The sequence below is a fragment of the Pseudomonas sp. MMS21 TM103 genome, from assembly GCF_022132145.1.
GTDB lineage: Bacteria > Pseudomonadota > Gammaproteobacteria > Pseudomonadales > Pseudomonadaceae > Aquipseudomonas.
The window spans coordinates 211,256-234,427 of record NZ_JAJISP010000002.1; the positions used below are offsets into that span (position 1 = coordinate 211,256).

Genomic DNA, 23,172 nt, shown 5'->3' on the forward strand with positions numbered 1-23,172 from the left:
CTGCCGCACCGGCAAGGCCTGTCGAAACTAGGGATTGAGACCGTCGTGGGTGACCGCCGGCTTCGCCGGTCGAGGCAGGCGCGCCGCAGCAGCGAGCAGGGCCTTGGGATCCCAGGCGACCACGTTCCTGCCGTAGCGGTAAACCAGCAACTGCTGTCGAGCCTGCTGCAGCCCCGGCAACTGCTCGCTCGCGGACGGGTGCAGGGCGAGCCAGGCATCCAGGGTCACTTCCGTCTCTGCCGCCTGTCTCGCGTGACAGGCCTCGCGCAGCCGGCGCCAGCGGCGGCGCCGCTCAGCGCGGGCGGCAAGCCACTGGCGCCAGGCCTGCGGTGCGAAGCGCCACAGCAACACGGCCAGCAGGACCAGCAGCACGCCGCCAGCCAGCAGCCAACGCCAGAGCGGTGCCGGCGCGTCCTGCACCGCGGCGCGTGGGGCAATCTGCAGGATCCTGGATGGCAGGGCCAGCGTCTGCCAGCGGCCGCTGCGGGTATCGCGCCACCGCAGCTCGATCGCCGGCAGTACCACGCTACCCGGCCTGGTGAACAGGTAACGCACCGTCTCGCGACTGATCCGCCGCCGCTCGCCGCGCTGATCGTCCAGCTCCAGCCGGGGCGCCGTGCGATACAGGCGTACGCCAGCCGGCGTGGCCAACGGCGCGCGCGGCGGCAGCAAATTGCCGGCGTCATGCAGTTCGGTGGTGAGCTGGCGAACCAGCACGTCGCCCACCTGCAAGGTGGCGGCGGCCGGCTCGTAGCTGTCGCTGAGCGACAGCTGTCCAGGCCCGGCCTCCTGCGCCTGCGCCGCACTACCCGCCCCGGCCGGCCTGACCTGGAAATGCCGGCTCGGCAACGGCAGGCGCGCTTCCAGCGGCTGCCCGTCCTCGCCGGCAAAACGCAGGCGGATCTCGGCAGGCGCCAATTCATGCTCGCCCGCTGGCAGTGGCGGCAGCTGGTAGCGGCGGGTGATCCCGGCGTAGGTCTGGCCATCGATCCGCTCGACCCGATTGGCCGAACCGCCGACCTGCTCGGCCAGGGTGCCGTCGCGCAAGCGCAACGGCTGCACCACCGGTGGCGCGAGGAAGTAGTTCGGCACCAGTATCTGCAATTCCAGCACCGGTGCCTGGCCGGCGACCAGCTCGCCTTCCGGCTCGACCTTCATCCGCACGAACGGCTCGCCCGCCCAGGCGAGCGGCGCCAGCAGCACCAGTAGCAGGATCCAGGCTCTCATGGCATGACCTCGCGCCGTTGCTGCTCCAGTTGCAGGGCCATCTTGTGCCGCAGGAAGCCAGCGGGGCCGGCATCCAGGCTTTCCAGCCAGCGCTGCGCCTGCTCCTGCTCGCCCTGCTGCTCCGCCGCCTCGCCGCCCTTGCGGGTCAGGTCCAGGCGTACCTCATCCGGCTCCTCGGTCACCTCGCCGCCCTCGTTGTCAGCCGCCAGCTGCTCCTGCAGGCGCAGGACCAGCCCCAGGTTGTCCTGCGCCTGCTGCCACTCGGGGGCCAGGGCCAGTGCCCGCTGATAGCGCTCGGCACTCTCGGCGTAGCGTCCCAGCATGGCCAGGGCGTTGCCCTGGTTGTAGAAGCCGTCGGCCGAACCAAGCGCCTCGAAGGCCGCCAGCGCCGCGGCGAAATCGCCGACGCGGTAGAGCGCCGCGCCGCGCCACAGGGGATCCTCGAACAACTCGGCGGCGCCATCAAAGTCACCCGTGCGGTACAGGTGCAACGCCTGCTGAGCGGGGGTTCGCCAGAGTTGCCAGAGCGCCAGCTCGGCCGCCATGGCAGGCGGCGGCAGGCCCAGCAGCGGCAGCAACAGCAGCGCCGCCAAGGTCCCACGGCGAAAGCGCAGCAACAGCAGCAACGCAGCCGGCCACATCAGCCACCAGCCCTGGTCCCGCCACTGCGCATCGGGCTGATCCGCCAATGCGGCGCGGTAGTGGGCATTCAGTTCACGGTCGATACGCGGCACATCGCTGTCGTCCGTGCTCATCGCCACCACGGGCACCCCCAGCTTATCTGCCATGCGCTCGGCATCGCCTCCCGCCGCCCAGATCACCGCGGGCTGCCGAGCTAGGCGCTGCGCCAGCTGCGGCTCCAGCGCATCGGTCACCAGCAGACGCATGGCCGGCCGCTCCAGGCTCGCCTGCAAGCGGTCCAGGGTGTCCAGTGCGGCCTCGGTATTCTTGCCGGAGCGCGGCATCAGGCTGGTTTGCAGGCTGTCCAGATACAAGGCGAACAGACCGCGGTCTTCGGTCAGCGGCAGCAGCACATGGGCACTGCCGGCGTAGACGATCAGCGCAGTACGCCCGCCTTCGCGGCGCTGCAGCAGGTCGTGCAGCTTCAGCTTGGCCCGCTCCAGGCGACTGGGGGCCAGATCACTGGCGTTCATGGCCGACGATAGATCGAGCGCCACCAGCAAGGGCGCGCGGCGCTCGGCAAAGGGCAGTGGCTGCTTGAACCAGGCGGGCCCGGCCAGGGCCAGCAGCAACAGCGCGAGCAGCACCAGCAAGCGACCATGGCCGCGCAGGCGACCCGCGCCAGGGACCAGCAGATACGGCAGCAACTCGGGCGCGATCAGGCGCCGCCAGCTCGCCAGACTGCCGCGGCGCTGCAGGCGCCAATAGGCCAGCAGCAACACGGGCAACAGCAGCAGCCAGCCGGGACGCAGCAAGTGCAGGGGCAGCCAGGCGTCCATCAGCCCTCCTCCGCTACGCGCCGGGAGCGCCCAGGCAACAGCTGCAGCAACAGCAGGCCCAGCGCCAAGGCCAGCGGATAGGCATAGAGCGGCGTGCGCGGCTGGAACTGCAGGGTCTCCTGCAGCTGCGGGGTCGCGGCATCCAGTTCGGCGAACACCGCCTGCAGCTGCGTCAGGTCGCGGGCCTGCAGGTAGCGCCCGCCGGTCACGCTGGCGATGCGCTGCAATTGCGCCTCGTCGAGGCGTTGCTCGCCCTCGCCATCCGCCTGGCCGAAGCCGATGCAATGGATACGGATACCGGCCTGGCGGGCAATTTCCGCGGCCTTGTCGGGCGCCATGAGGCTGGCCGTATCGCTGCCATCGCTGAGCAGGATGAGCAGACGCTCGCGCGCCGCGCTGTTCTGGAACAGGCGTATGGCCAGGCCGATGCTATCGCCCAGCGCCGTTCGCGGGCCGGCGATGCCCGGCTGCAATTCGGCCACCAGGGCATGCAGGGCCTGGCGGTCCTGGGTGAAGCCGGCCTGGGTATGCGGCCGGTCGCCGAACACCAGCAGGCCGATGCGGTCCTCGGCCCGCCTCTCGATGAAGCCATCGAGCACCTGCTGCACCGCGGCCATGCGGGTGAGCCCCGCCCCGGCATCGGCCGTTTCCATCGACAGCGAGGTGTCCACCGCCAACAGCAGGTCGCGCAGTGGCCGCGCCTGGGTCAGCGGCGGCTCCAGCCGGCTGGGGGCGGCCAAGGCCAGTACCAGCAGGCACCAGGCCAGCGCGTCGAGCACAGCCCGCCAGCGACCCGCCGCAAGCGGGCTGGCATCCGTCGGTGTGACGCCGGCGATGGCGGCCAGCTGGCGGAAGAACGGCAGGCGCACGGCGTCCTGGCGCACGCGCTGGCCAGGCAGATAGCGCCGCAGCAGCCAGGGCAAGGGCAGCAGGAGCAACAGCCAGGGCAGCTCAAGGACGTACATGGCGCTGCAGCCACAGGCGCACGGCCTGAATCAGTTGGGTACGCGCAGGCGCGGAGAGCCGTGCGAAATGCTCGGGGGGCCAGCCGGACAATTCGCCCAGTGCCTCGGGCAACTCGCACCCCGGCGCCTGCTGGCGCAGGAAGCTCAGCCAGGCCGTGCCAGACAGCGCGGCCACCTGCTGGCGCGGCCAGGCCTGCAGCGCGGCCAGCTTGAGCAGCTGTGCCAGCTCGCCCAGCGTGGCGGGTTCGCGGCTGGCCTGTAGCTCGATCCGCACCAGCCAGGCCAGGGCGCGACGGCGATAGGCGTCGGCCCGCCAGCGCCGCCAACGGCGCCAGGCCAGCAGCCCGGCCAGTGCCAGCAACAGCCCGGCCAGGCCCAGCAGAAAAGGCGCCGGCGGCCAGTACGCCGACAGCGGCGGCAAAGCCAGGTCGTGCAGCTGCTGCAGGCTGGCCCGTTCAGCCACGGCGCACACTCCCGGCCTGTACCGGGCCGAGCAAGCCGCGCAGTTGCTCGGCCACCGGTTCGGCCGTGGACACCGGCAGCAGCGGTATGCCCAGTCCATCGGCCCAGGCGAAGATTTCCTCACTGCGCTGTTCACGCATACGCCCCAACGCCTGCCGCAGCTCGGCCCGCCCGAAGTCGAGGGTCATCTGCAGGCGGCCATCGCTGACGACCAGGTCGTCGCTGGGGGACAGACCGGTCAACAGGGGATCCTGGGTCCAGCAGGCCAGCACCTCGTTGTGCCGGCGCAATTGCGTGAGCAGCGCCCGAGTGTGCGCGTCCATGCCGTAGAAGTCGCTGATCAGCACGACCTGGTGATCGTGGCGCGCCAGGCGCAGCGCCAGGCCGAGCGCCGCATTGAGCTGCTGCGGGGCATCCCCCGGGTTCAGTGCGTGCAGCGCCTGATTCTGCTGCACCAGGCAGCGCAGCAGGTGCAGAAAGCTGCGGTCGCCGCGGCCCGGGCGCAACTCCCGGCAGCGCTGGTCGTCGAACAGGATGGCGCCGACCCGGTCGTGTCGGGCCAACCCCGCCCAGCCGAGCAGGGCCGCCACCTCGGCCGCGATGACGGACTTGAACGCACGCTGGCTGCCGAAGAACTGGTTCATGCGCTGGTCCACGACCAGCAGCACCGGACGGTCGCGCTCCTCGGTAAACAGGCGCAGGAATGGCCGGCGCAGGCGGGCGGTCACCTTCCAGTCGATCAGCCGGGCATCATCGCCGGCCCAGTAGGGCCGCAGCTCCTCGAAACTCAGGCCGCGCCCGCGCAAACGGGTGGCATGACGCCCCGCCGACAGGCTGTGGGCCGGTTGGCGCGACCCCAGGGCCAGATCATTGGCATGACGGCGCAAGGCGACCAGCTGTTGCAGGTCGACATAGGCGCCCGCTGCCACGCCGGTGGCCGTGGCCGTGCCTGGAGCGCGGGCCACCATGCCTCAGGCCACGGCAACGAGTTGCAACAGGCGCAGGAGGATGTCATCCGCACGGATGCCGGCCGCCTGGGCCTCGTAACCGAGCAGCAGACGATGACGCAACACCGGCAGAACCACCGCACGCACATCATCGGGGCTGACGAAATCGCCGCCGCGCAGCCAGGCCTGGGCACGCGCCACGCGCTCCAGCGCCAGCGTGCCGCGCGGGCTGACGCCGACCTCGATCTGCCGCGCCAACTCGACGTCGTAGCGCCCGGGCTCACGCGTGGCACGTACCAGGTCGAGGATGTAGCGCTCGATACTGGGGCTGACATGCAGCTGGGCGATTTCGCGACGCGCCGCCAGCAACACGGCCTGCGGCAGCAACTCCGCCTCCTCCCGCCCTGGCGAGCGGCCAGCGGCCAGCTCCTCGCGCAGCAGGCGCATCATCGCCAGCTCGGCGCCCTCGTCCGGATAGTCGACCTTCAGGTGCAGGAGAAAGCGGTCCAGCTGGGCCTCGGGCAACGCATAGGTGCCCTCGTGCTCGATCGGGTTCTGGGTCGCCATCACCAGGAACAGTTCCGGCAGCGGGTGACGCACACCGGCCACCGTCACCTGGCGCTCCTCCATGGCTTCGAGCAGAGCCGATTGCACCTTGGCCGGTGCCCTGTTGATCTCGTCGGCCAGCACCAGGTTGGCGAACAGCGGACCTTGGCGGAAGGCCAGGCCGCCCTCACCGAGCTCGCCGAAATACTGTTCGGCACCGGTGACGTCCGAAGGCAGCAGGTCGGGGGTGAACTGAATACGCGAGAAACTGGCCTCGACGAAACCGGCCAGGCACTTGATCGCGCGCGTCTTGGCCAGGCCGGGCAAGCCCTCCACCAGCAGGTGACCGTCGGCCAGCAGGCCTAGCAGGATGCCCTCCACCAGCCCCGCCTGACCGAGAACCGCTCCTCCCAGGCGTTCGCCCAGACGAAGTAGTGCTTGTCGATTGTCCATTAGCGCCCCCGGATTGCTTGGTCCACGCACAGTGATGCCTTACGCGCACTACCCTTCAACTTATTAGCTTAACTGCAGACGCGTCGATTATTTTTTGCATATCGCGCCATATCGCAGGCATCTGCTGCCAGCACAACAGCCCAGGGCTCACGCTGCAACCTGTCAGGTAATGCATGGCCATTGTCGCCCTCTGACAAGTTAGCGGCGGCAAGGCGTCGAATAATCCTCGGAAGCAGTCACTGCACAGCGCTCGGGATGGCGGGGCTGTCCCAGCATGACTCAAGCCTCTCCAGTGACTGCAGGCAGGCTCTCCAATATCCATCCGTTTTCGACGCGATTGCGCCCCAGCCGCTTGGCGCAGTACAAGGCTTCATCCGCCGCCTGCAACATCCGCTCGAGGGAGTGCGAGGACTGCTCTACCACGATCAAACCGATGCTGACCGAGCAAGAGATGCTGCGCCCGTCGTCGAGCTCTATCTCTGTGCCGGCAAAGCTGGCGCGAATGCGTTCGGCGATGATTTGCGCCTGCTCCTGCGAGCAGCCGGGCAGCAGCACGGCGAACTCTTCACCGCCCAGCCGCGCCAGGGCATCGTCGCCCCGCACGCAGTCACTGGCAACTCGGGCAAAGGACTTAAGCGCAATATCACCGGCGACGTGGCCATAGGTGTCGTTGACTCGCTTGAAGAGATCAATATCCAGCATCAGCAAGGCCGTAGGGCGTCCATTGCGCTGGAACTTGGCCAGCAGCTGCGCGGCGATCTCGTAGAAGGCCCATCGATTGAGCAGACCACTCAGCTGGTCGTGGGTGGCCATGAACTGCATGCGCTCCAGCAGTGCATTACGCGTGACCATGACGCTCGCAACCGTGAGCGGCGCAAAGGCCACCATCGACACGCCCAGGCGCAACGAGAGCAGCATCGGTCGCGAGTTCATATCGAGCATCGCCAGCGGCAGACTGCCGTAGGAGATCGAAACGAGTATCCAGCCGCTATACCCCAGGGTCAGCAGCGCGGTGCTGAAAAGACTGTAGCTCAGGGCACACCAGAGCAGCGCAGGCACCGGAAAGACGATCGCCCCCGGGCCACCGATCACCAAAGCGGCGCAACCGGACAGCAGCAGGCTGACCGCCGGCAACGCCTTGAGCAACTCATTACGCCCCCACTGCGCCGCCCGTCGCCGCTCCACAGGGCGCTTGGGCCACTCCGGCAGGGTGAGCAGGGCCGGAAGAATGGCCATGAAGTTAACCAGTTCGGTAACGAACCAGAAGCTCCAGCCGCTGATTGCGCTGCCACCAAACAGCAGGGGCTCGGCAATCGCGCCGACCAGCCCCGCAGCACTGGAGGCCGCTACGATGACCAGCGCCAGATACAGTACCGAATAGGGGGTACGCAGGCGACGCTGGTCATCGCCCAGACGCCGCAACAGCAGATACCCGACCACCACCCCGGCGAGGTTTGCCAGCGTCAGCAACAGAGTCTGCAGAGCACTACCGCCGGTCATGGAATCGGCCAGTACGTAGCCTGCAACTGCCCCCAGCCAGCCCGCCGGGCTGGCCAGTCGCGGATAACGTACCAGGAGGCCGAGGAGCAGGGCATTGGCCGGCCACAATGCCGCTAGATGCCCCAGGGGCCTGGTCATGATGCCCAGCAGGCAGGCGCCGAGAACCAGCAGCAAGACCAAGCAGGCAATAGTGAAATGGCCGGCCCAGGCCTTTGCAGAAAAATTGGCGCCACTATCCACAGCTCAACTCCGAATAACCGCTACTGACAACAGTTCGGGTAGATCCGGAGTTCATCCGAAGCTCGCACTTTACGGCGCGCATTTTCCTCGGTTTTATCCACATATACCATGTTGATATACCTCGCCGCGCCAGCGTGCTCGTCGCCAGATACCTCCATTAGATCGATAGCAGCCACCGCGTAAGCCAGCTACCGCATTTACCTGCCCCTCTACACCTTCCCCGAGTTGGGTTAACGCAGAGGGCCGTCAACCAGAGTTCGCTTACTTGATAACCGGCCGGGTCGGCGAGATCTCCACGGCGACCTCCTCGATGGTGCCGGTGAAGGCAAAGGGCAGCTGCTCGCGGTAGACCGCCGAGGCCGGCGAGCCTAGATCCATGCCGACATCCAGGGTCTCGGTGGCCGAGAAACGCACCGGCACCACCTTGTCCACCCTTCCCTCGCCGATGCGCTTGCCATTGGCCAACAGTTCGACAGTGCCGCCGGTCTGCTCGGCCAGGAAGCGGAACGGTTCCTGCTCGTACTTCATCTGCACCTGCAGCTTGCCCTTGGGCAGCGGTTGCTCGGAGACCACGCTGTAGGTGGTTTTGCCGAAGAAGTTGTAGTCGTAGTGCAGGCGCCCATCACGCACATACAGGGCGAAACCGCCGGCGCTACCGCCCTCGGCGAGGATCACCCCTTCGGCGCCCTGCTCCGGCACCACCAGGTTGGCGCTGATGCTGTGGCTGCGCTGGTAGATGGGCAGCGCGCTGCCTTCCGGCACGCGACTGATGCCGGCGACGTAGCGCACTCGAGTGCGGCCGGCGACGATGGAGGGACGTACGCTCAGCGCGCGCTCGACGAAGCGGTCGTCCAGCGGATAGACCTGATTGGCGCGCGCCTGCTGGTCGAACAGGGCCTGCAACTGCTTGAGCTTCTGCGGCTGCTGGGCCGCGAGGTCACGGGCCTGGGAGAAGTCCTCATCGACGTGATACAGCTCCCAGCGACTGTTGCTGAAGCCCTGCGAGCCAACCAGCTTCCATGGCACGCCCTGCATGGCCGCGGCAATCCAGCCGTCATGGTAGATCGCCCGGTGGCCACCGCTCTCGAAGTACTGGGTAGTGCGGGTTTCAGGGGCCTTGGCACTGGCGAAAGTGGAGCTGAAATCATGCCCGGCCATCGGCGTCTGTTCGATGCCATCGACCGCCTTCGGCGCCGGCAGGCCGGCAGCGGCAAGAATAGTCGGGGCGACGTCGATGACATGCTCGAACTGTGAACGCAGGCCACCGCGATCCTCGATGCGCGTGGGCCAGGAGACAATCACGCCGTTGCGGGTGCCGCCGAAATGCGAAGGCACGCGCTTCATCCACTGGAATGGCGCCGACCCGGCCCAGGCCCAACCCACCGGATAGTGGTTCTCGTGCAGCGGCCCGCCGATCTCGTCGAGCTTGGCCAGTTGCGCCGGCACACTGTCCGGCACGCCGTTCTGGGTCATCACGTTGTTCAGCGTGCCGGTCATGCTGCCTTCGGCGCTGGCACCGTTGTCGCCAGTGACATAGATCACCAGGGTGTTGTCGTCACGCACCGCATCGAGCAGGCGTCCGACCTCGTGGTCGGTATGGGCGACGAAACCGGCGAACACTTCCTGGTGGCGGGCGAACAGTTTCTTCTCGTCGGCGCTGAGTGAGTCCCAGGCCGGGATCTGCGCCGGTCGCGGGGTCATCTCGGTGTCTGCTGGGACCACCCCCAGGCGCTTCTGCCGGGCCAGGGTTTCCTCGCGCAGCTTGTCCCAGCCCTGATCGAATTGCCCCTTGAAGCGTTCGATGTATTCGCGCGGCGCATGCAAAGGCGCATGCACCGCGCCCGGGGCGAAGTAGAGGAAATACGGTTTGTCCGGGGTAATGGCCTGTTCGCGCTTGACCCAGGTGATGGCGTCATCGACCAGGTCGGTGGTCAGGTGATAGCCCTGCTCGGGCTTTTTCGCCGGTTCCACGGCCAGGGTATTGCGGTACAGCTGCGGCTCGTACTGGCTGGTCTCGCCGCCGTGGAAGCCGTACCAGTATTCAAAACCGACGCCGCTGGGCCAGTGCTGGTAGGGGCCATTGGGCTGGGTCTCCCAGTCCGGGGTGTTGTGCCACTTGCCGAAGGCGGCCGTGTGGTAGCCGTTGTCGCGCAGCACCCGCGCCACGCTGGCGGTCGACTGCGGCCACACGGTGTTGTAGCCGGGAAAACCGGTAGCCAGCTCGGTGATGGTGCCAAAGCCGGTCTGATGATGATTACGCCCGGTCAGCAGCGCGGCACGGGTCGACGAGCAGATGCCGGTGGTGTGGAAACGGTTGTAGCGCAAGCCCTCGCTCGCCAGCTTGTCCATCCCCGGCGTGGGCACCGGACCGCCGAAGGTACCCGGTTGGCCAAAGCCCAGGTCGTCGAGCAGGATCAGTACCACATTGGGCGCCCCGGCCAGTGCCGAGTGCGGTTGCGGGAAGTCGGCCGTGGAATCGGCGAAGGTGGTGCCGACCTGGCCCTGGAAGGCCGGATCGGCGAGGGGCAAGGACGTACGATCGGGTTCGCCAGCCATGGCGCCAGCGCATAGCAGCGCCAGGGATGCGATACGGAACAACAGCTTGCAAGCTCGCATGGCGAGACTCTCCTTATTTTTGTTTTCCAGTTCGCCCGTTAGTTATCAGCCGCGACCCGCATGGCGCGGGTCGCGGCACTGACTCAGCGGGTCTCGCGGTTGCAGACCAGCAGCGAGGCGATGGCCGGCAGCAGCACCAGCGCGCCGATCATGTTCCAGATAAACAGCAGCACCAGCAGCAGGCCCATGTCGGCCTGGAACTTCAGCGCCGAGAAGGACCAGGTGGCGACACCCACGGCCAGGGTCAGGCCGGTGAAGGCAATCGAGGTGCCGGTGGTCTTCAGCGCCTCGAAGTAGGCCGCCTGGAACTTCAGGCCCTGGTGCAGGAAGCCTTCCATACGGCTGTACAGGTAGATGCCGTAGTCCACGCCAATACCCACGCCGAGAGCGATCACCGGCAGCGTGGCGATCTTCACCCCCAGGCCCATCTGCGCCATCACCGCCTCGCACAGCACGGTGGAGAGGTACAGCGGCGCCATCAGGGCGATGGTCACCTTGAGCGACTTGAACTCCCACCACACCACCAGCGAGATGATCACGAACACCAGGATCAGCATCTGCTTCTCGGAAACCTTGATGACCATGTTGGTGGCTGCTTCGATACCGGCGTTGCCCGCGGCCTGGAGGATCTCGATCTCGCCGGTTTCGTACTGCTTGCTGAAGGCCTCCACGGCCTGGGCTACACGGCTCAGGGTCTCGGCCTTGTGGTCGCTCAGGTAGAGGTTGATCGGTGCCACGCTGCAGTTGGGATCGACAAACTCACTGGGCGCACCGGAGCGGGCGTTGTTCATGACGTACTGGTCGCGGGAGAACTCCGCCCATTTGGGGTTGCCCTCGTTACGCGCAAAGATCGAAAAGCGCATGTGGCCATACAGCGAAGCCACCGATTCCACGCCCTCGACATCGCGCAACGTCTGCTCCATCTGATTGGCCAGATCCGCGGCCGCGAAACGCGAGCACTGCTCCTGCGGGGTCTTGAACATCACCACATAGACGTCAGTGCTGGTGGTGTAGTGCTTGAGCAAATAGGCATTATCGCGGTTATAGCGCGCCTCGGGACGGAACTCCGGTGCACCGACGTCGAGGTCACCGATCTTCAGATCGTGGCGGGCGTAGTAGCCCACCCCCAGCAGCACCAGACTGATGAGAATCAGTGGCATGGCGAAGCGCGGCTCCACCACCCGCGCCAGGCGACGGAATACCGGCCAGGAGGAATTGGCACGCTTTTGCTGCTGACGCATGCCACGCGCACTGACGCCAGCGTAGGACATCAACACCGGCAGCAGGAACATCTTGGTGAAGATGGCGACGAACACGCCGATGCTGGCGGTAACAGCCAGTTGCTGGATCACCCCGATATCGATCACCAGCAGGGTGATAAAGCCCACCGCGTCGGCCAGCAGCGCAGTGGTGCCGGGGATGAACAGGGCGCGGAAAGTACGCCGCGAGGCCTGGACCGGCGTACAGCCGTGGCCCATCTCGCTCATCATCAGGTTGATGTTCTGCACGGCATGACTGATGCCGATGGCGAAGATCAGGAACGGCACCAGGATCGAGTAAGGATCCAGGCCATAACCCAGCACACTGAGCAGGCCGAGCTGGCAGATCACCGTGAGCAGGCAGGTCAGCACGGTCACGGCAGTGCTGCGCCAGCAATGGCAATAGAGGTACAGCAGCACGGTGATCAGGCCGACGGTGATGGCGAAGAACAATGCGATATCGGTGGCAGCCGCAATCAGGTCACCGATGATCTGGGCGAAGCCGATCACGCGGATGGTCACGCCCTGTGCGGCGAAGTGCTCGCGTACCTGGTTTTCCAAGGCCTGGGTGAAGCTACCGTAGTCCAGCGGCTTGCCGGTCTCCGGATCGACCTCCAGCAGTGGCACGCGGATAATGGTGGAGCGGAAGTCGTCGGCCACGTAGCTGCCGAGCATGTTGGCGCGCAGGATGTTCTGCCGCACCTGGGCCAGCGATTCCTCGCCGCCGTCGTAGCCGTCGGGAATGATCCGTCCGGCACGGACACCGTCGGTGGCCACCTCGGTCCACAGCGCGTTGGGTGTCCATAGTGACTTCAGGTTGCCGCGGTCGACGCCTGGCAGGTAGAAAATCCGGTCGCTGACCTCGCGCAGGGTTTCCATGTACTTCTTGGTAAAGATCTCGCCATCGGGATTCTCGACGACCACACGCAATACGTTACTTTGCGGACGCAGCACATCCTCGAACTTCAGATAGTTCTGGATGAACGGATGGCTTGCCGGAATCATCCGGGTGAAGCTGGCATCTGGACGTATCTCCAGTGCCTTCCAGCCCAGCAGCAGCGAGGCGATAAGGAAGAAAGCCAGCACCAGCAAACGGTTATGGAACAGGGCTCGCTCGGTGAGGCTCACCAGGCGCTGCAGCGCGGATTCGCTGCGCACCAGCTCGGTCTGGGCGTTCATTGCAGTTGCTCCGTGAGTGCAGCGCGAGACAAAAATTGCAGGCCGTCATTGCCGACCAGCGCCAGCTCCTCCTGACTGAAGGAAGCCACGCCCAGCAGGGCAGTCTTATCCGGCGCCTGCCAACGCTTGAAGTCTTGCCCGTCCTGGCTGACCAATAGCACGCCGCCCTGGCCGACGAGCAGCAGCGTGCCGTCGCTCAGTTCGTCGGCGCCATACAGGCTGGCGCGCACTGGCAGAGTGACGCTCTGCCAGTTCTGTCCTTGGTCGCGACTGAGCAGCAGCGTTCCGCCGAAGCCAAGGGCAAGCAGACGGCCGTCAGCCACTTGCAGCAGCTTGTATAGCGAGGCATCGGTGAGTTTTCTGACTGGCTCCCAGGTCTGGCCGCCATCGCTTGAGCGATGCACACGCCCCCCCTCACCAGCAACCAGCAGGCTGCCGTCGGCAAGACCGAGAACCGTGTTCAGGTGCAGTCGCTCGGGATTTTCCAGGGTAGAGACGAATGTCCAGTTCTGCCCACCGTCTCGGGTGTGCACGATCATGCCGTAGGCACCCACTGCCCAACCTTCCTGGGCGCTGCGGAACCATACGTCGAGCAGTGGCCGTGAAGGGCCTGCCTCGACACCTGCCCTGGCGTCATCGACCGCGAAATAGGCGTTATCCAGCGCCGTGCTCAGCGCGTCATCATCGGGTGCAGCAGCACTGGCCTCCTCCAGACGCGCCACCTCGGACTCTGCCCAATCCAGCATCAGCTTACCGATGGCACGACCGTCGAGTTGCTTGCTCCAGCTCTTCCCCGCGTCCGTGCTGTGCAGGATCACACCGTCATGGCCCACAGCCCAGCCGAACTTGTCATCGACAAAATGCACGGCCGTGAGCAGAAGATCGACCGGGACTTGAGACTGCTCGAGCGAGCCACCAGCACCTTGCACGAGAACATGGCCGCTGGCACCGACCATGACCATGTCATCGCCAACGCGCTGCAGGTCCGTCAGTGGAGATTGGGCCGCCAGCGGTGACATGCGCGACGGACGTTCGAGGCGATCGGGTAGCCCGGCCGCGACGACCGGCAGCGCTACCAGCGCGCCCAGCAACGGCAGCAGGGAAGCAAATTTGGCCTTCATTGCACGTAATCTCAAAAAAAGGGGGCACGGGACGCAGGTTCCCTGCCCCAAAGCATGAAGTAACTCGATGGACCTGCCTCGCCCAACGGGCGAGGCAGGTCAAGGTCAACGGCCGGCGCGACGCAGCGCGGCAGCGCTGAAGTCCTTGAGCGTGGCCTTAAGGCCGAACGTATACGGCTTCTCTTCGTTCCCCAGGCCGTAGACGATGTAGCGACGGGCCTGCAGGTCATAGGACAGGTCGCTGACCAGGAGCGAGGAAAGCACGTCATAGCGTTGCAGGCTGTGCGACTCCTGCAGGCGCCACAGCTCGCCACGACCGTCGTACAGATCAACTGCGAGGATCTGCCAGCCGTCCTCATCCACGTAGAACACGCGCTTGGCGTAGATGTGACGCTCACCCGGCTTCAGGCTTGCCTCGACCACCCAGACGCGGTGCGGCTCGTAACGCACCAGATCCTGATTGAGGTGGTTGGTCTGGATGATCTGGTCGTACTTCAGCGAAGTGTCGGCCAGTTTGTAGGTGTTGTAAGGCACCAACATTTCCTTCTTGCCCACCAACTTCCAGTCGTACTTGTCCAGCGCACCGTTGAACACGTCGACCATGTCGGTGGTGCGCAGACCGTCCGCGGTGGCCACCGGGTTGTCGTAGGACACCTGCGGAGCACGCAGTACGCGACGCTGGCCCGGGTTGTACTGCCAGGCCAGACGCGACTCGGCGGCCTGGTTCATTGGCTCATGCACCAGGGTCTGCAGACCCGCCACCGACTCCGGCGCGACGACCTTGTCCAGGTAGTAGAACAGGCGGTTCGGCTCCGGGTTACCCATCGCCCAGGCCATGACCAGCTTTGCCTCGCGGCGCACCGGGGTGAAGCTGCCGTTGGACTGAACCACCATCTCGGTCGGGTGGTACTCGTAACCGCTGGTGCGGTAGCGCACCAGGTGGTTGAACATCACTTCGTTGCCCGACTTGGGAATCGGGAAAGGCACCGAGGTGGACTGATAGCCAACCAGGCCCTGGCCGCCCGGCGCCAGATCGATCTGGGTCGCTTCCTTGGCAATCTTGTCGTATTCGGCCTGCGGCAGTGCCGCGGTACGGTGGCTCGGGTAGACGTCCATCTTGTAGCTGGGGTACTTCTCCAGCATCGCCTTGTGGCCGACCGTCAGCTGCTCGGCGTACTGCCCCATGTTGGCCGCGGTCACGGTGTACAGCGGCTTCTCGTTGGCAAACGGGTCGACATAACCCTTGTCGGCGCTGTAGCCAGCCGGCGGCTGGGTGATACCGCCATCCCAGGCGGGGATGGTGCCCGAGGCATTGCCGGCCTTTTCGGCACCGACCGGAGTCAGATCCTGGCCCAGACGGGCCGCTTCGCTGGCATCGATCTTGGCCAGGGCCTGACCGCTGGCCAGGCAGAACAGACCGCTCAGAATAGCGGCGGAAAGCAGATTCTTTTTCATAGCAAACCTCATGATCAGAAGCCCATACGCAGGCTGAGGGCGACGAAGTCGCGGTCGGTCGCACCCCAAGGCGTGTTGCCGGTACCGGCCCAGGACAGCTCGGCGGAGTATTTCTGCAGGTAGTCGGCCTTGACGCCGACCGAGCCGAGGAGACGGTCTTCGACGAAGTTGCCGTCGTAGGACCAGCCCTTGACGTCATGACCGAAGGCGACGAACGGCGAGAGGTTGACCCCGGCGAACACGTTCGAATAGCTCAACTGGCCACGCACGCGATAGCCCCAGGAGAAGGCGGTGGCGTTGCCATCCTTGGAGCAGGCGTACTTTTGATATTTCGCTGTGACTAGCGCATTACAGGCAACAGTGTTTCCGTCGGAGAGATCGGAGCCATACAGGTCGCCCTTGATATAGCGGCGCTCATCCAGCCCTGGCATATCGTGCACGTACTTGGCAGCCACTTCGCCGATCAGGCTCAGGTTGTCGGCACCCAGTACCTGAGGGAAGGACTTGATAAAGCCCAATGACATCTGCGAGATCTTGCGCCGGTCATAGCCGTTGTACACCGAGCCCGGTGCGGCATTGATCGCATCCTCACCCAAGGTGGTGCCAAAGAACTGGCTCTGCGCATCGCTGAGCAAGGCGAAGGCCGGGATCAGGTCGCCGGTAGCCAACTGGATCGGCTGATTGGGCCGGTAGCTGTACTCACCGAATACCGAGGTGCCCAGAATGTTGCTCGAAAAACTCAGGCCATAAATGCGGATGTCTTCGGCGTAATCGGCAAAGTACTGGACGTTGCTATCCTGCTGGCCGGCCTGCCAGCCCGCACCCGTATCGTTACGCGAGTTGGTGAGCACACTGGCATTGGGCGTGCGCGAGTGGATGTTCATCGCATAGGCGCCGAACTCGGTACCGATGCTGTCGGCGAAGTAACGGAAGGCCACGCCAAACTGGCCCTCGTCTTTCGCATCGTTGTCCTTGCCGCGGCGGATGATCAGGTCGGCAGGGCCATAGGCGACATCGTCCGCCACGGGTCCCAGGGGCACACCAAAGCAGCCATCCTGGTCACCGGTGATGTAGTCGTTGGCCGCAAAGTAGGTGCCGCAACCTTCCAGCACGGTCTTGCGCCATTTCAACTGGTAGAACGCTTCCATACTCAGGGCGTCGGTCAGGCCGAGGTTGAAGTAGGCGATGGGCACCGGCAGCAGGGCTTCCTTGAGCTGCGAACCGGGACGACGAAAGGCCGCAACGTCGATCGGGTTGATCGAGTTGATGCCGTTCTGGAAGAACAGCCCCTCGCCCCAGCTAACTACCTGGTTACCCACGCGGACATGCAGAGGGTGTTCGGCAATCTCGAAGTCGCCAAACACGTAGGCATCGAGCAGGGAAGCGCCCTGGAACTTGGCCAGTCTGTCGAAGTTGCTGTCATCGAGCTTGCTGTCGTGCTGGTAGCCGTTGGCCGAATGGCCGTAATCCACCTTGTTGTTGCTCAGGCTGTAGTCATACCAGGCCTTGCCACGCACGAAGGCACCGTAGTTGTGCCAGTTCAACTCCACTTCGCCCAACAGGGTAATCGGAGACGAGACGATGTCGTGCTTGCGGTAGTTCAGGCGGCTGTCGTCGATGGTACGAGCACCCCCGGGGTTACTCCCGGTCCGACCGATGCTGGCCGCATCACGTTGATTGATGTAGTTGCCATCTGCATCTTCGGCACTCCAGAGAGTACCGACGCTGAGGCTGCCGTTATAGCGACCACTGACTTCACCCAGGTCGAATTCGCCAGCGAATGCCTGATGCGAGATGGCCAGAGCCAGTGGAGTGAGTACGGTTCCAGCCAGCAAGTTGCGGGCGCGGGCGGTTAGGCCCAGTGATGAGGTCATGGAGCACCCTCCGATTGTTGTTATTAGGGTGGCTCTGGGCGGAATCGACTGAGCGACTCTGATGCGTGAATTTTCCGCATCACCAGAGAACCCGATCATGGATCCAACCCCCGGGCCATAACTTGTCAAACCACGCCATATTGCTGACATTTAACGCATCAAACCCCAACCGAGGACTCACCCCAGCGGTGCCTGCGAACCGCCTGCAAATCAGCTGCAGCCACTCTTGCAGATGGCCACACGAACTCCCCTCGCCCCCTACAACAGAGCGTTCTGAGTCTTCGCCAGAGATCAAGGAACCGGCATCATCTACCGCGCATGGGCAGGGACTGGATTGCATGCTTGGGCAGCAGCGGCTATCGATACCGATCAGGCGATACCCATGCACCTGCGGCCTTCGCAGGTCTTGGACGGGCGGCGCGCTGGCAGGATCGGCAGCACCGACAGACAAGGCAGCCTGCAAGAGGCACCAGGCGAGGGATCATCGGCTTCGTCAGTCGAGGTCCTGGCTCGTGCCATCGACAACCGCACAGAGTCAGGGCAAGCCCTCGATGGCCCGACAGCAAACAGTCCATTCGCCACTTGCGCCAGCGGCAGGGCTGCCCCGCCGGGGAGCAAGGAGCTAGGCCCATTTCGAACCTGAAGGGGGGGAAAGCGGCCAACCCGGCATTGCTGTTGCCCTTGCCGGAAAATTGCCCGTGAACGATGAAAACGGGCGCCTATGCGCCCGTTTTTTGTTTCATTGCGCCTGATAGCGCATGAACTTCTCCATCATCTGGTCGACGGTGAACGATGCCGGGCGCTGCCGCGGCGGGAACTCCTGGAAGGTGCTGAGGAACTGCTGAACCCTGATCATTGCCGGCATAGCGACGATGGGTGCTTTCTTGTCCCACCAGACGTTGTAACTGTTGGAGTCGGTGTCCGCGCGCTCGAACGGGTCGCGTCGCAGGTTGAAGACTTTGGGCGCACGCAGCTCCACGAACGGGTCACGCCAGACATCGAAGCGATGCGCGCGTTGCTCGGCGAAGACCACCTTCCAGTCACCATCGCGGACGGCCAGCAGCTTGCCGTCGTCGCTGAAATAGTAAAAGTCGGTACGCGGCGACTTCGGTTCCTTACCCTCCAGGTACGGCAGGAAGTTGTAACCATCGAGGTGCACCTTGAAGTTCGTGCCGCCGGCCTGATAGCCCTTGAGCAGCTGCTCCTTGACGTTGCTCACACCCGCCGCCGCCATCAGGGTTGGCAGCCAGTCCTGGTGCGACATGATCTCGTTGGATACGCTATTGGGCTTGATGTGATTCGGCCAGCGCACGACCGCGGGCACGCGGAAGCCACCCTCCCAGTTGGTGTTCTTCTCACCGCGGAACGGGGTGATGCCCGCATCCGGCCACTGGTTGAAGTGCACGCCGTTGTCGGTGGAATAGATGACGATGGTGTTGTCGGCAATACCGAGGTCATCGATCTTGCTCAGCAGCTGACCGACATGCCCATCGTGTTCAACCATGCCATCGTTGTAGAAGTCCTGCCCAGACTTGCCTGCCACCTTCTCGCTGATGTGGGTGTAGTAGTGCATCCGCGTAGAGTTGAACCAGACGAAGAACGGCTTGTCGGCCTTGGCCGCGCGATCCATGAAGTCGAGCGAGGCGCCGAGAAACTCTTCGTCGATGGTCTCCATGCGCTTCTTGGTCAGCGGCCCCAGATCCTCGACCTTGCCATCGGCGCTGCTCCGGATCACGCCGCGCGGGCGAATAATTTTGTCGATGGCCGGATTCTTGGTCCAGTCCGGATCCTCGGGACCCTCCTCGGCGTTGAGGTGGTAGAGGTTGCCGAAAAACTCGTCGAAACCATGGTTGGTCGGCAGGTACTCGTCGCGGTCGCCCAGGTGGTTCTTGCCGAACTGCCCCGAGGTGTAGCCCAGTGGTTTGAGCAGCTCGGCCAGGGTCGGATCTTCGGGCTTCAGGCCCACGGGTGCGCCAGGCAAACCGACCTTGGTAAGCCCTGTACGCACAGGGTGCTGACCAGTGATAAAGGCCGAACGGCCAGCGGTGCAACTCTGTTCACCGTAGTAGTCGGTGAACATCACGCCTTCGTTGGCGATACGATCGATGTTGGGCGTCGGATAACCCATCATGCCGTGGCTGTACTTGCTGATATTAGTGATGCCGATGTCATCGCCAAAGATCACCACAATGTTCGGCTTGTTCGCGGCAACCGCGACCGATGCCATGCAGGCCGAGGCCAAGAGCATGACGGTGCTGCACCAGCGCTTGAGCTGTGTTCCCATTTTGTTCACCCCTAGGGTTCTCATTCTGATTGTTGTTCGAGAGTGGCGCCGCGACTTCGCACATAAGGGCAAGCGTAGCCGACAAGATCAGCTCGCCCAGCGCCAACGGCTGAAGCCCAGTCGGTCAGTAATACCTGAAGACCTCACCGATAGTGGCGACTGGAATTCCCACCGGGGGGCTGGCCACACTCATTGGGGTAGGCCGAGTGGTGAGGTAGGCAGTGCCGGCGATCAAAGCCACGGCCAGGCAGACGAGCAGGATTGGACGCATTGGTAACCTCCGTCATCCGGCCTTGAACCGAATGCAGTGTCTTTTGTTCTTGGAAGCTTTGATTCTGGTCGCCGCCAAGCCAGAAAACTTTGCAGATAGCGCCATAATCCATACCTGTCATACCTGCAAACAGACGTTGGTCGCCTTGCCTCACTGGATCACGCCCTCCCCACCACAAAAAAAACCACCCACCGCTTTAAGCAATGGGTGGCCTGGGAATGCCCCACAAGAGGGGGACGCGTAGTGTGTACGACCCCGAGTCTGCTATCAGTTACCAAGGCTGGCTGCCACCGCAGTACGCCCAGCCCCGGTTAGACAAAATCCTCTGCACCCTGGCTATCAGCCCAGTTGCCCGGTCTCGCGCAACCAGGTTTCGGAACGGCGAAGCCCTTCCTCCAGCTTCACCTTGGGCTGGTAACCCAACAGCTTTCGCGCCTTGGCACTGGACACGCCGGCCTTGCGCGCAAACATGTACATGACATCCGGGGCCACCTCGTTTGGTCGCCTGAACAGCGTGTTAAATCCCCAGATCATCCGGGTGAGCAGTACCGCCAGTGCCAGCGGGAGGGTACGCGGCGAGCCGGTGCGACCGGACCAGCGCCAGTGGTTGGAGAAGAAGTCCATGCAACTGACCGCCTCTTCGCCGCCGATGATGAAGATCTGCCCGCTAGCCTGAGGCAAGCCGGCCGCCAGCATCACGCCGTCAAGCAGGTCATCGACAAAGACCGGGGCAAAGATGCCGCTACCGCCGTTGGGCAGCAGCAGATTGCCGGACTTGGCCATCTTCAGCGGCTCGCTGAGCCAGGCTCGCGAGCCAGGGCCATAAACATCGGCTGGCCGTATGACGGTGCAGTCGATTTCGCCAGCGGCGTGTGCCGCCAGCACCATATGCTCGCAGGCGCCCTTGGCAACGCCGTAGCGATAGTCGGAACCGATCACCACGCCATTCTTTTCATCGGCCGTGCTGGTGTAGTCCCAGCCCATCGCCGCAATCGAGGAAAACTGCACGAAGCGCTTGGCGCCACCGGCGATGGCAGCGTCGAGACAGTTACGCACGCCAGCGACCGAGACCGCGCGATAGGCCTCCCAGGAGGCGGCCAGGGAAACGATTGCCGCCGTGTTGATGAACAACTCGCAGCCCTTGGCGTGCTCGGCCCACTGCGACGGCTGGGTCAGGTTGCCGGCAACAACGCCGTGCGCCGGGTCGGCCTGCAGATCCATGCCGCGCACCTCGACGCCCAGCGCCCGGTAGCGGTTGAGCAGCGCCCGACCGATGAAGCCGTTGGCGCCCGTGATGAATACACTGGCAGGCAGGCCCGGCGTCTGGCCATCGGCGCCGACGGGCATCTGGGTATCAGTCATTTTATTGTTCTCGATCGATGCCGCGGCAGCCTGCTCGGGCTGCCGCGCCAGGTCATCAGGCGCCGGTAGTGTAGTCGGGCTGCTGCGGGCGGATGTAGCGGGCCGGTTCCAGGCCACGGTCGCGGATCAGCTCGTCGATCATCCTCATGATGTCGCTGGCGTCCATCAGGCCGAGGTAGTTGCCGTCCTGGTCGAAGTTGACGTTGGCGCCATGGACGACCATGAAAGTGTCAGTGATCTCGGTATTGTCGGCCGGCACCATGAGGCTGTGGATCGAGCCACCCGGCTCGAACAGGTAGCTGCCAGCGGTCTGCGGCTGGTCGGGATACTCAACATAGTTCCAGCAGCCAGACATGGTAAACAGGTGCACCACGCCGGTGTGGTAATGCGTGGGCAGGAGTACCCCGGGGTGAAACTTGACGCGCAGCACCCACACGCCGCCCACCGGGTCGAGGAACAGCGGTTGTACATCGACCCCCGGAACCAGGGCGTCGTGGTAGGTAGGCAGCTCATTGGTATTGAGCGTGAGCAGGCTTTTATGATCGGCAATGATAGTTGGGAAGGCCATAATTGTTCTCATTGTGTGGGGATTGGCAGATTTCCGACACTGTTACTGTCGCGCTCAATCACTCATATAGCTTTGCATATCACGCCATAAACCAGACAATTAGCGACACGCACATCCAGCGATCAGCCCTCGGGTGTAGCATCCATGTCCAAGGGTGTGGCAACGCACCCGGTCGGGAGCCCGCTATTGGCTGGGCTATATTTTCAACGCCGCGGCGAGCGCAGGCCCGGATTTGTCACATCAAATCCCGGCATCCTCGCTGACTCAACTGGGCACTTGATATGACCTCCGTAGTCCGTGCCATCGCCCTTCTGGGATTTGACGAGTTCGCCTCCAGCCAGGGCCTCGACCCACGCCAACTGTTGATGGACGTCGGGCTGCCCGTCGATACACCGGAGCGTCTGGAAAGCATGATTGCCTATTCGAGGTACATCGCGCTGCTGGATCTGTGTGCCAAGCAATCCGGCAATCCGTTGTTCGGCCTGCAGTTCGGTCTGCATCAGGGTGCGCAGGTGCTCGGAAACCTGCTGTATATCATCCAGAACGCCAAGACCGTGCACGAGGCGCTCAAGGCCTTGAAAACGTTTTTCCATGTCCACAGCAGCGGAGGGGAAGTCCGCCTCGAGTTCCACGGCGAGAACGCATGGCTCACCTACGATGTGACCGATGGCGATGCCACATCCGTACGGCAAGACGTCGAACTGGCCATGGGAGTGGGTACGCGTTTGATGCAAAGTCTGTTGGGCAGCCGCTGGCATCCAAGCGCTTTGCAGCTACGCCACTCCGCCGCTGCCGCACCGAGTGTCTACAGGCATCTGCTGGGTGTCACACCGCGGTTCGACAGCCAGTGCAATGCCTGGATATTTGATGCCCGGCTACTGGATGCGCAGCTGAGCGCTGCGGACGAACGACTCCAGCAACTGATCCAGCGCCATGTGCAAGACCTGGAGCGGATCACCCTGCAGGAGCTACCGGCTTACGTGCAGAGACTGCTATGGGACATGCTGCCCAATGGCAAGGTCACCATCGAGGACGTGGCCGGGTACATGATGATCAGTCCGCGCACGCTGCAGCGTTATCTCCTGGCGGAAGACACCGGCTTCCAGGAGCTGCTGGACAAGACCCGACAGTCGATGTCCATACGCTACATCTGCGACTCGTCGATCAGCCTGACACAACTTGCCGGGCTACTTGGCTATGCCGAGCTCAGCACCTTCTCCCGTGCTTTTACCCGCTGGAACGGTGCAAGCCCGCGCAAGTGGAAGCAGCGTTATATCCAGGATCAGGCTGGCAGGTTGCATGCAGCAGAAGCCGCCAGCCAACAGCCACGGCCTGACTGAATCTGGCCGTTTCACTTCGCGTCATGCATGTCCAACGATGGCA

The 23,172-nt window shown here is 64.0% G+C and carries 16 protein-coding genes; 1 reads left to right on the forward strand and 15 read right to left on the reverse strand.

What is annotated here, in order from left to right; genetic code table 11:
• Positions 1-27: 27 nt before the first annotated feature.
• The 15 genes from LJY18_RS08035 to LJY18_RS08105 form a co-directional block, all read right to left on the reverse strand.
• Positions 28-1,227: a BatD family protein gene (locus LJY18_RS08035; protein WP_238041300.1), complete on the reverse strand. Its 1,200-nt coding sequence runs from the start codon at positions 1,225-1,227 to the stop codon at positions 28-30.
• Positions 1,224-2,687, reverse strand: a complete 1,464-nt coding sequence (locus LJY18_RS08040) for a VWA domain-containing protein (RefSeq protein WP_238041301.1) — start codon at positions 2,685-2,687, stop codon at positions 1,224-1,226. The genes LJY18_RS08035 and LJY18_RS08040 overlap by 4 nt, the downstream gene beginning before the upstream one ends.
• Positions 2,687-3,652, reverse strand: coding sequence for a VWA domain-containing protein (locus tag LJY18_RS08045; protein WP_238041302.1), 966 nt, complete (start codon positions 3,650-3,652; stop codon positions 2,687-2,689). The genes LJY18_RS08040 and LJY18_RS08045 overlap by 1 nt, the downstream gene beginning before the upstream one ends.
• A complete protein-coding gene (locus tag LJY18_RS08050; RefSeq protein WP_238041303.1) occupies positions 3,639-4,115 on the reverse strand; it encodes a DUF4381 domain-containing protein in 477 nt (158 codons plus the stop codon). The genes LJY18_RS08045 and LJY18_RS08050 overlap by 14 nt, the downstream gene beginning before the upstream one ends.
• Positions 4,108-5,079 carry a DUF58 domain-containing protein gene (locus tag LJY18_RS08055; RefSeq protein WP_238041304.1) on the reverse strand — a complete coding sequence of 324 codons (972 nt, stop codon included), beginning with the start codon at positions 5,077-5,079 and terminating at the stop codon, positions 4,108-4,110. Before LJY18_RS08055 ends, LJY18_RS08050 begins: the two co-directional genes overlap by 8 nt.
• Positions 5,080-5,085: 6 nt before the next feature.
• The gene (locus LJY18_RS08060) at positions 5,086-6,060 is read right to left on the reverse strand and encodes an AAA family ATPase (protein ID WP_238041305.1); all 975 of its coding nucleotides are present in this window, start codon (positions 6,058-6,060) and stop codon (positions 5,086-5,088) included.
• 279 nt (positions 6,061-6,339) lie between these two features.
• A complete protein-coding gene (locus tag LJY18_RS08065) occupies positions 6,340-7,800 on the reverse strand; it encodes a GGDEF domain-containing protein (protein WP_330872723.1) in 1,461 nt (486 codons plus the stop codon).
• Positions 7,801-8,061: 261 nt separating this feature from the next.
• Positions 8,062-10,416 (reverse strand): arylsulfatase, encoded by a 2,355-nt coding sequence (locus LJY18_RS08070; protein ID WP_238041307.1) that lies wholly within the window; start codon positions 10,414-10,416, stop codon positions 8,062-8,064.
• An 83-nt stretch (positions 10,417-10,499) separates the two neighbouring features.
• A complete protein-coding gene (locus LJY18_RS08075) occupies positions 10,500-12,854 on the reverse strand; it encodes an efflux RND transporter permease subunit (protein ID WP_238041308.1) in 2,355 nt (784 codons plus the stop codon).
• Positions 12,851-13,975, reverse strand: coding sequence for a WD40/YVTN/BNR-like repeat-containing protein (locus LJY18_RS08080; protein WP_238041309.1), 1,125 nt, complete (start codon positions 13,973-13,975; stop codon positions 12,851-12,853). Before LJY18_RS08080 ends, LJY18_RS08075 begins: the two co-directional genes overlap by 4 nt.
• 105 nt (positions 13,976-14,080) lie before the next feature.
• A complete protein-coding gene (locus tag LJY18_RS08085) occupies positions 14,081-15,430 on the reverse strand; it encodes a DUF1329 domain-containing protein (RefSeq protein WP_238041310.1) in 1,350 nt (449 codons plus the stop codon).
• A gap of 14 nt (positions 15,431-15,444) precedes the next feature.
• Positions 15,445-17,304, reverse strand: a complete 1,860-nt coding sequence (locus LJY18_RS08090; protein WP_238041311.1) for a DUF1302 domain-containing protein — start codon at positions 17,302-17,304, stop codon at positions 15,445-15,447.
• Positions 17,305-18,043: 739 nt separating this feature from the next.
• On the reverse strand, positions 18,044-19,588 hold the full coding sequence (locus LJY18_RS08095) for an arylsulfatase (RefSeq protein WP_238041312.1): 1,545 nt from the start codon (positions 19,586-19,588) through the stop codon (positions 18,044-18,046).
• 610 nt (positions 19,589-20,198) lie between these two features.
• Positions 20,199-21,221, reverse strand: coding sequence for an NAD-dependent epimerase/dehydratase family protein (locus LJY18_RS08100; RefSeq protein ID WP_238041313.1), 1,023 nt, complete (start codon positions 21,219-21,221; stop codon positions 20,199-20,201).
• 55 nt (positions 21,222-21,276) lie between these two features.
• On the reverse strand, positions 21,277-21,789 hold the full coding sequence (locus tag LJY18_RS08105) for a 2,4'-dihydroxyacetophenone dioxygenase family protein (protein WP_238041314.1): 513 nt from the start codon (positions 21,787-21,789) through the stop codon (positions 21,277-21,279).
• 281 nt (positions 21,790-22,070) lie between these two features.
• On the opposite strand from LJY18_RS08105, the gene qhpR reads away from it, so the two are divergent.
• The gene (gene qhpR, locus LJY18_RS08110) at positions 22,071-23,129 is read left to right on the forward strand and encodes an AraC-like transcriptional regulator QhpR (protein WP_238041315.1); all 1,059 of its coding nucleotides are present in this window, start codon (positions 22,071-22,073) and stop codon (positions 23,127-23,129) included.
• Positions 23,130-23,172 lie beyond the last annotated feature (43 nt).

Bases quoted from the DNA above. Each gene is read 5' to 3' on its own strand.
- LJY18_RS08040 (WP_238041301.1), bottom strand. From the start codon at position 2,687: ATGGACGCCTGGCTGCCCCTGCACTTGCTGCGTCCCGGCTGGCTGCTG.
- LJY18_RS08085 (WP_238041310.1), bottom strand. From the start codon at position 15,430: ATGAAAAAGAATCTGCTTTCCGCCGCTATTCTGAGCGGTCTGTTCTGC.
- LJY18_RS08100 (WP_238041313.1), bottom strand. From the start codon at position 21,221: ATGACTGATACCCAGATGCCCGTCGGCGCCGATGGCCAGACGCCGGGC.
- LJY18_RS08045 (WP_238041302.1), bottom strand. From the start codon at position 3,652: ATGTACGTCCTTGAGCTGCCCTGGCTGTTGCTCCTGCTGCCCTTGCCC.
- LJY18_RS08080 (WP_238041309.1), bottom strand. From the start codon at position 13,975: ATGAAGGCCAAATTTGCTTCCCTGCTGCCGTTGCTGGGCGCGCTGGTA.
- LJY18_RS08095 (WP_238041312.1), bottom strand. From the start codon at position 19,588: ATGGGAACACAGCTCAAGCGCTGGTGCAGCACCGTCATGCTCTTGGCC.
- LJY18_RS08035 (WP_238041300.1), bottom strand. From the start codon at position 1,227: ATGAGAGCCTGGATCCTGCTACTGGTGCTGCTGGCGCCGCTCGCCTGG.
- LJY18_RS08105 (WP_238041314.1), bottom strand. From the start codon at position 21,789: ATGGCCTTCCCAACTATCATTGCCGATCATAAAAGCCTGCTCACGCTC.
- LJY18_RS08060 (WP_238041305.1), bottom strand. From the start codon at position 6,060: ATGGACAATCGACAAGCACTACTTCGTCTGGGCGAACGCCTGGGAGGA.
- qhpR (WP_238041315.1), top strand. From the start codon at position 22,071: ATGACCTCCGTAGTCCGTGCCATCGCCCTTCTGGGATTTGACGAGTTC.
- LJY18_RS08070 (WP_238041307.1), bottom strand. From the start codon at position 10,416: ATGCGAGCTTGCAAGCTGTTGTTCCGTATCGCATCCCTGGCGCTGCTA.
- LJY18_RS08090 (WP_238041311.1), bottom strand. From the start codon at position 17,304: ATGACCTCATCACTGGGCCTAACCGCCCGCGCCCGCAACTTGCTGGCT.
- LJY18_RS08075 (WP_238041308.1), bottom strand. From the start codon at position 12,854: ATGAACGCCCAGACCGAGCTGGTGCGCAGCGAATCCGCGCTGCAGCGC.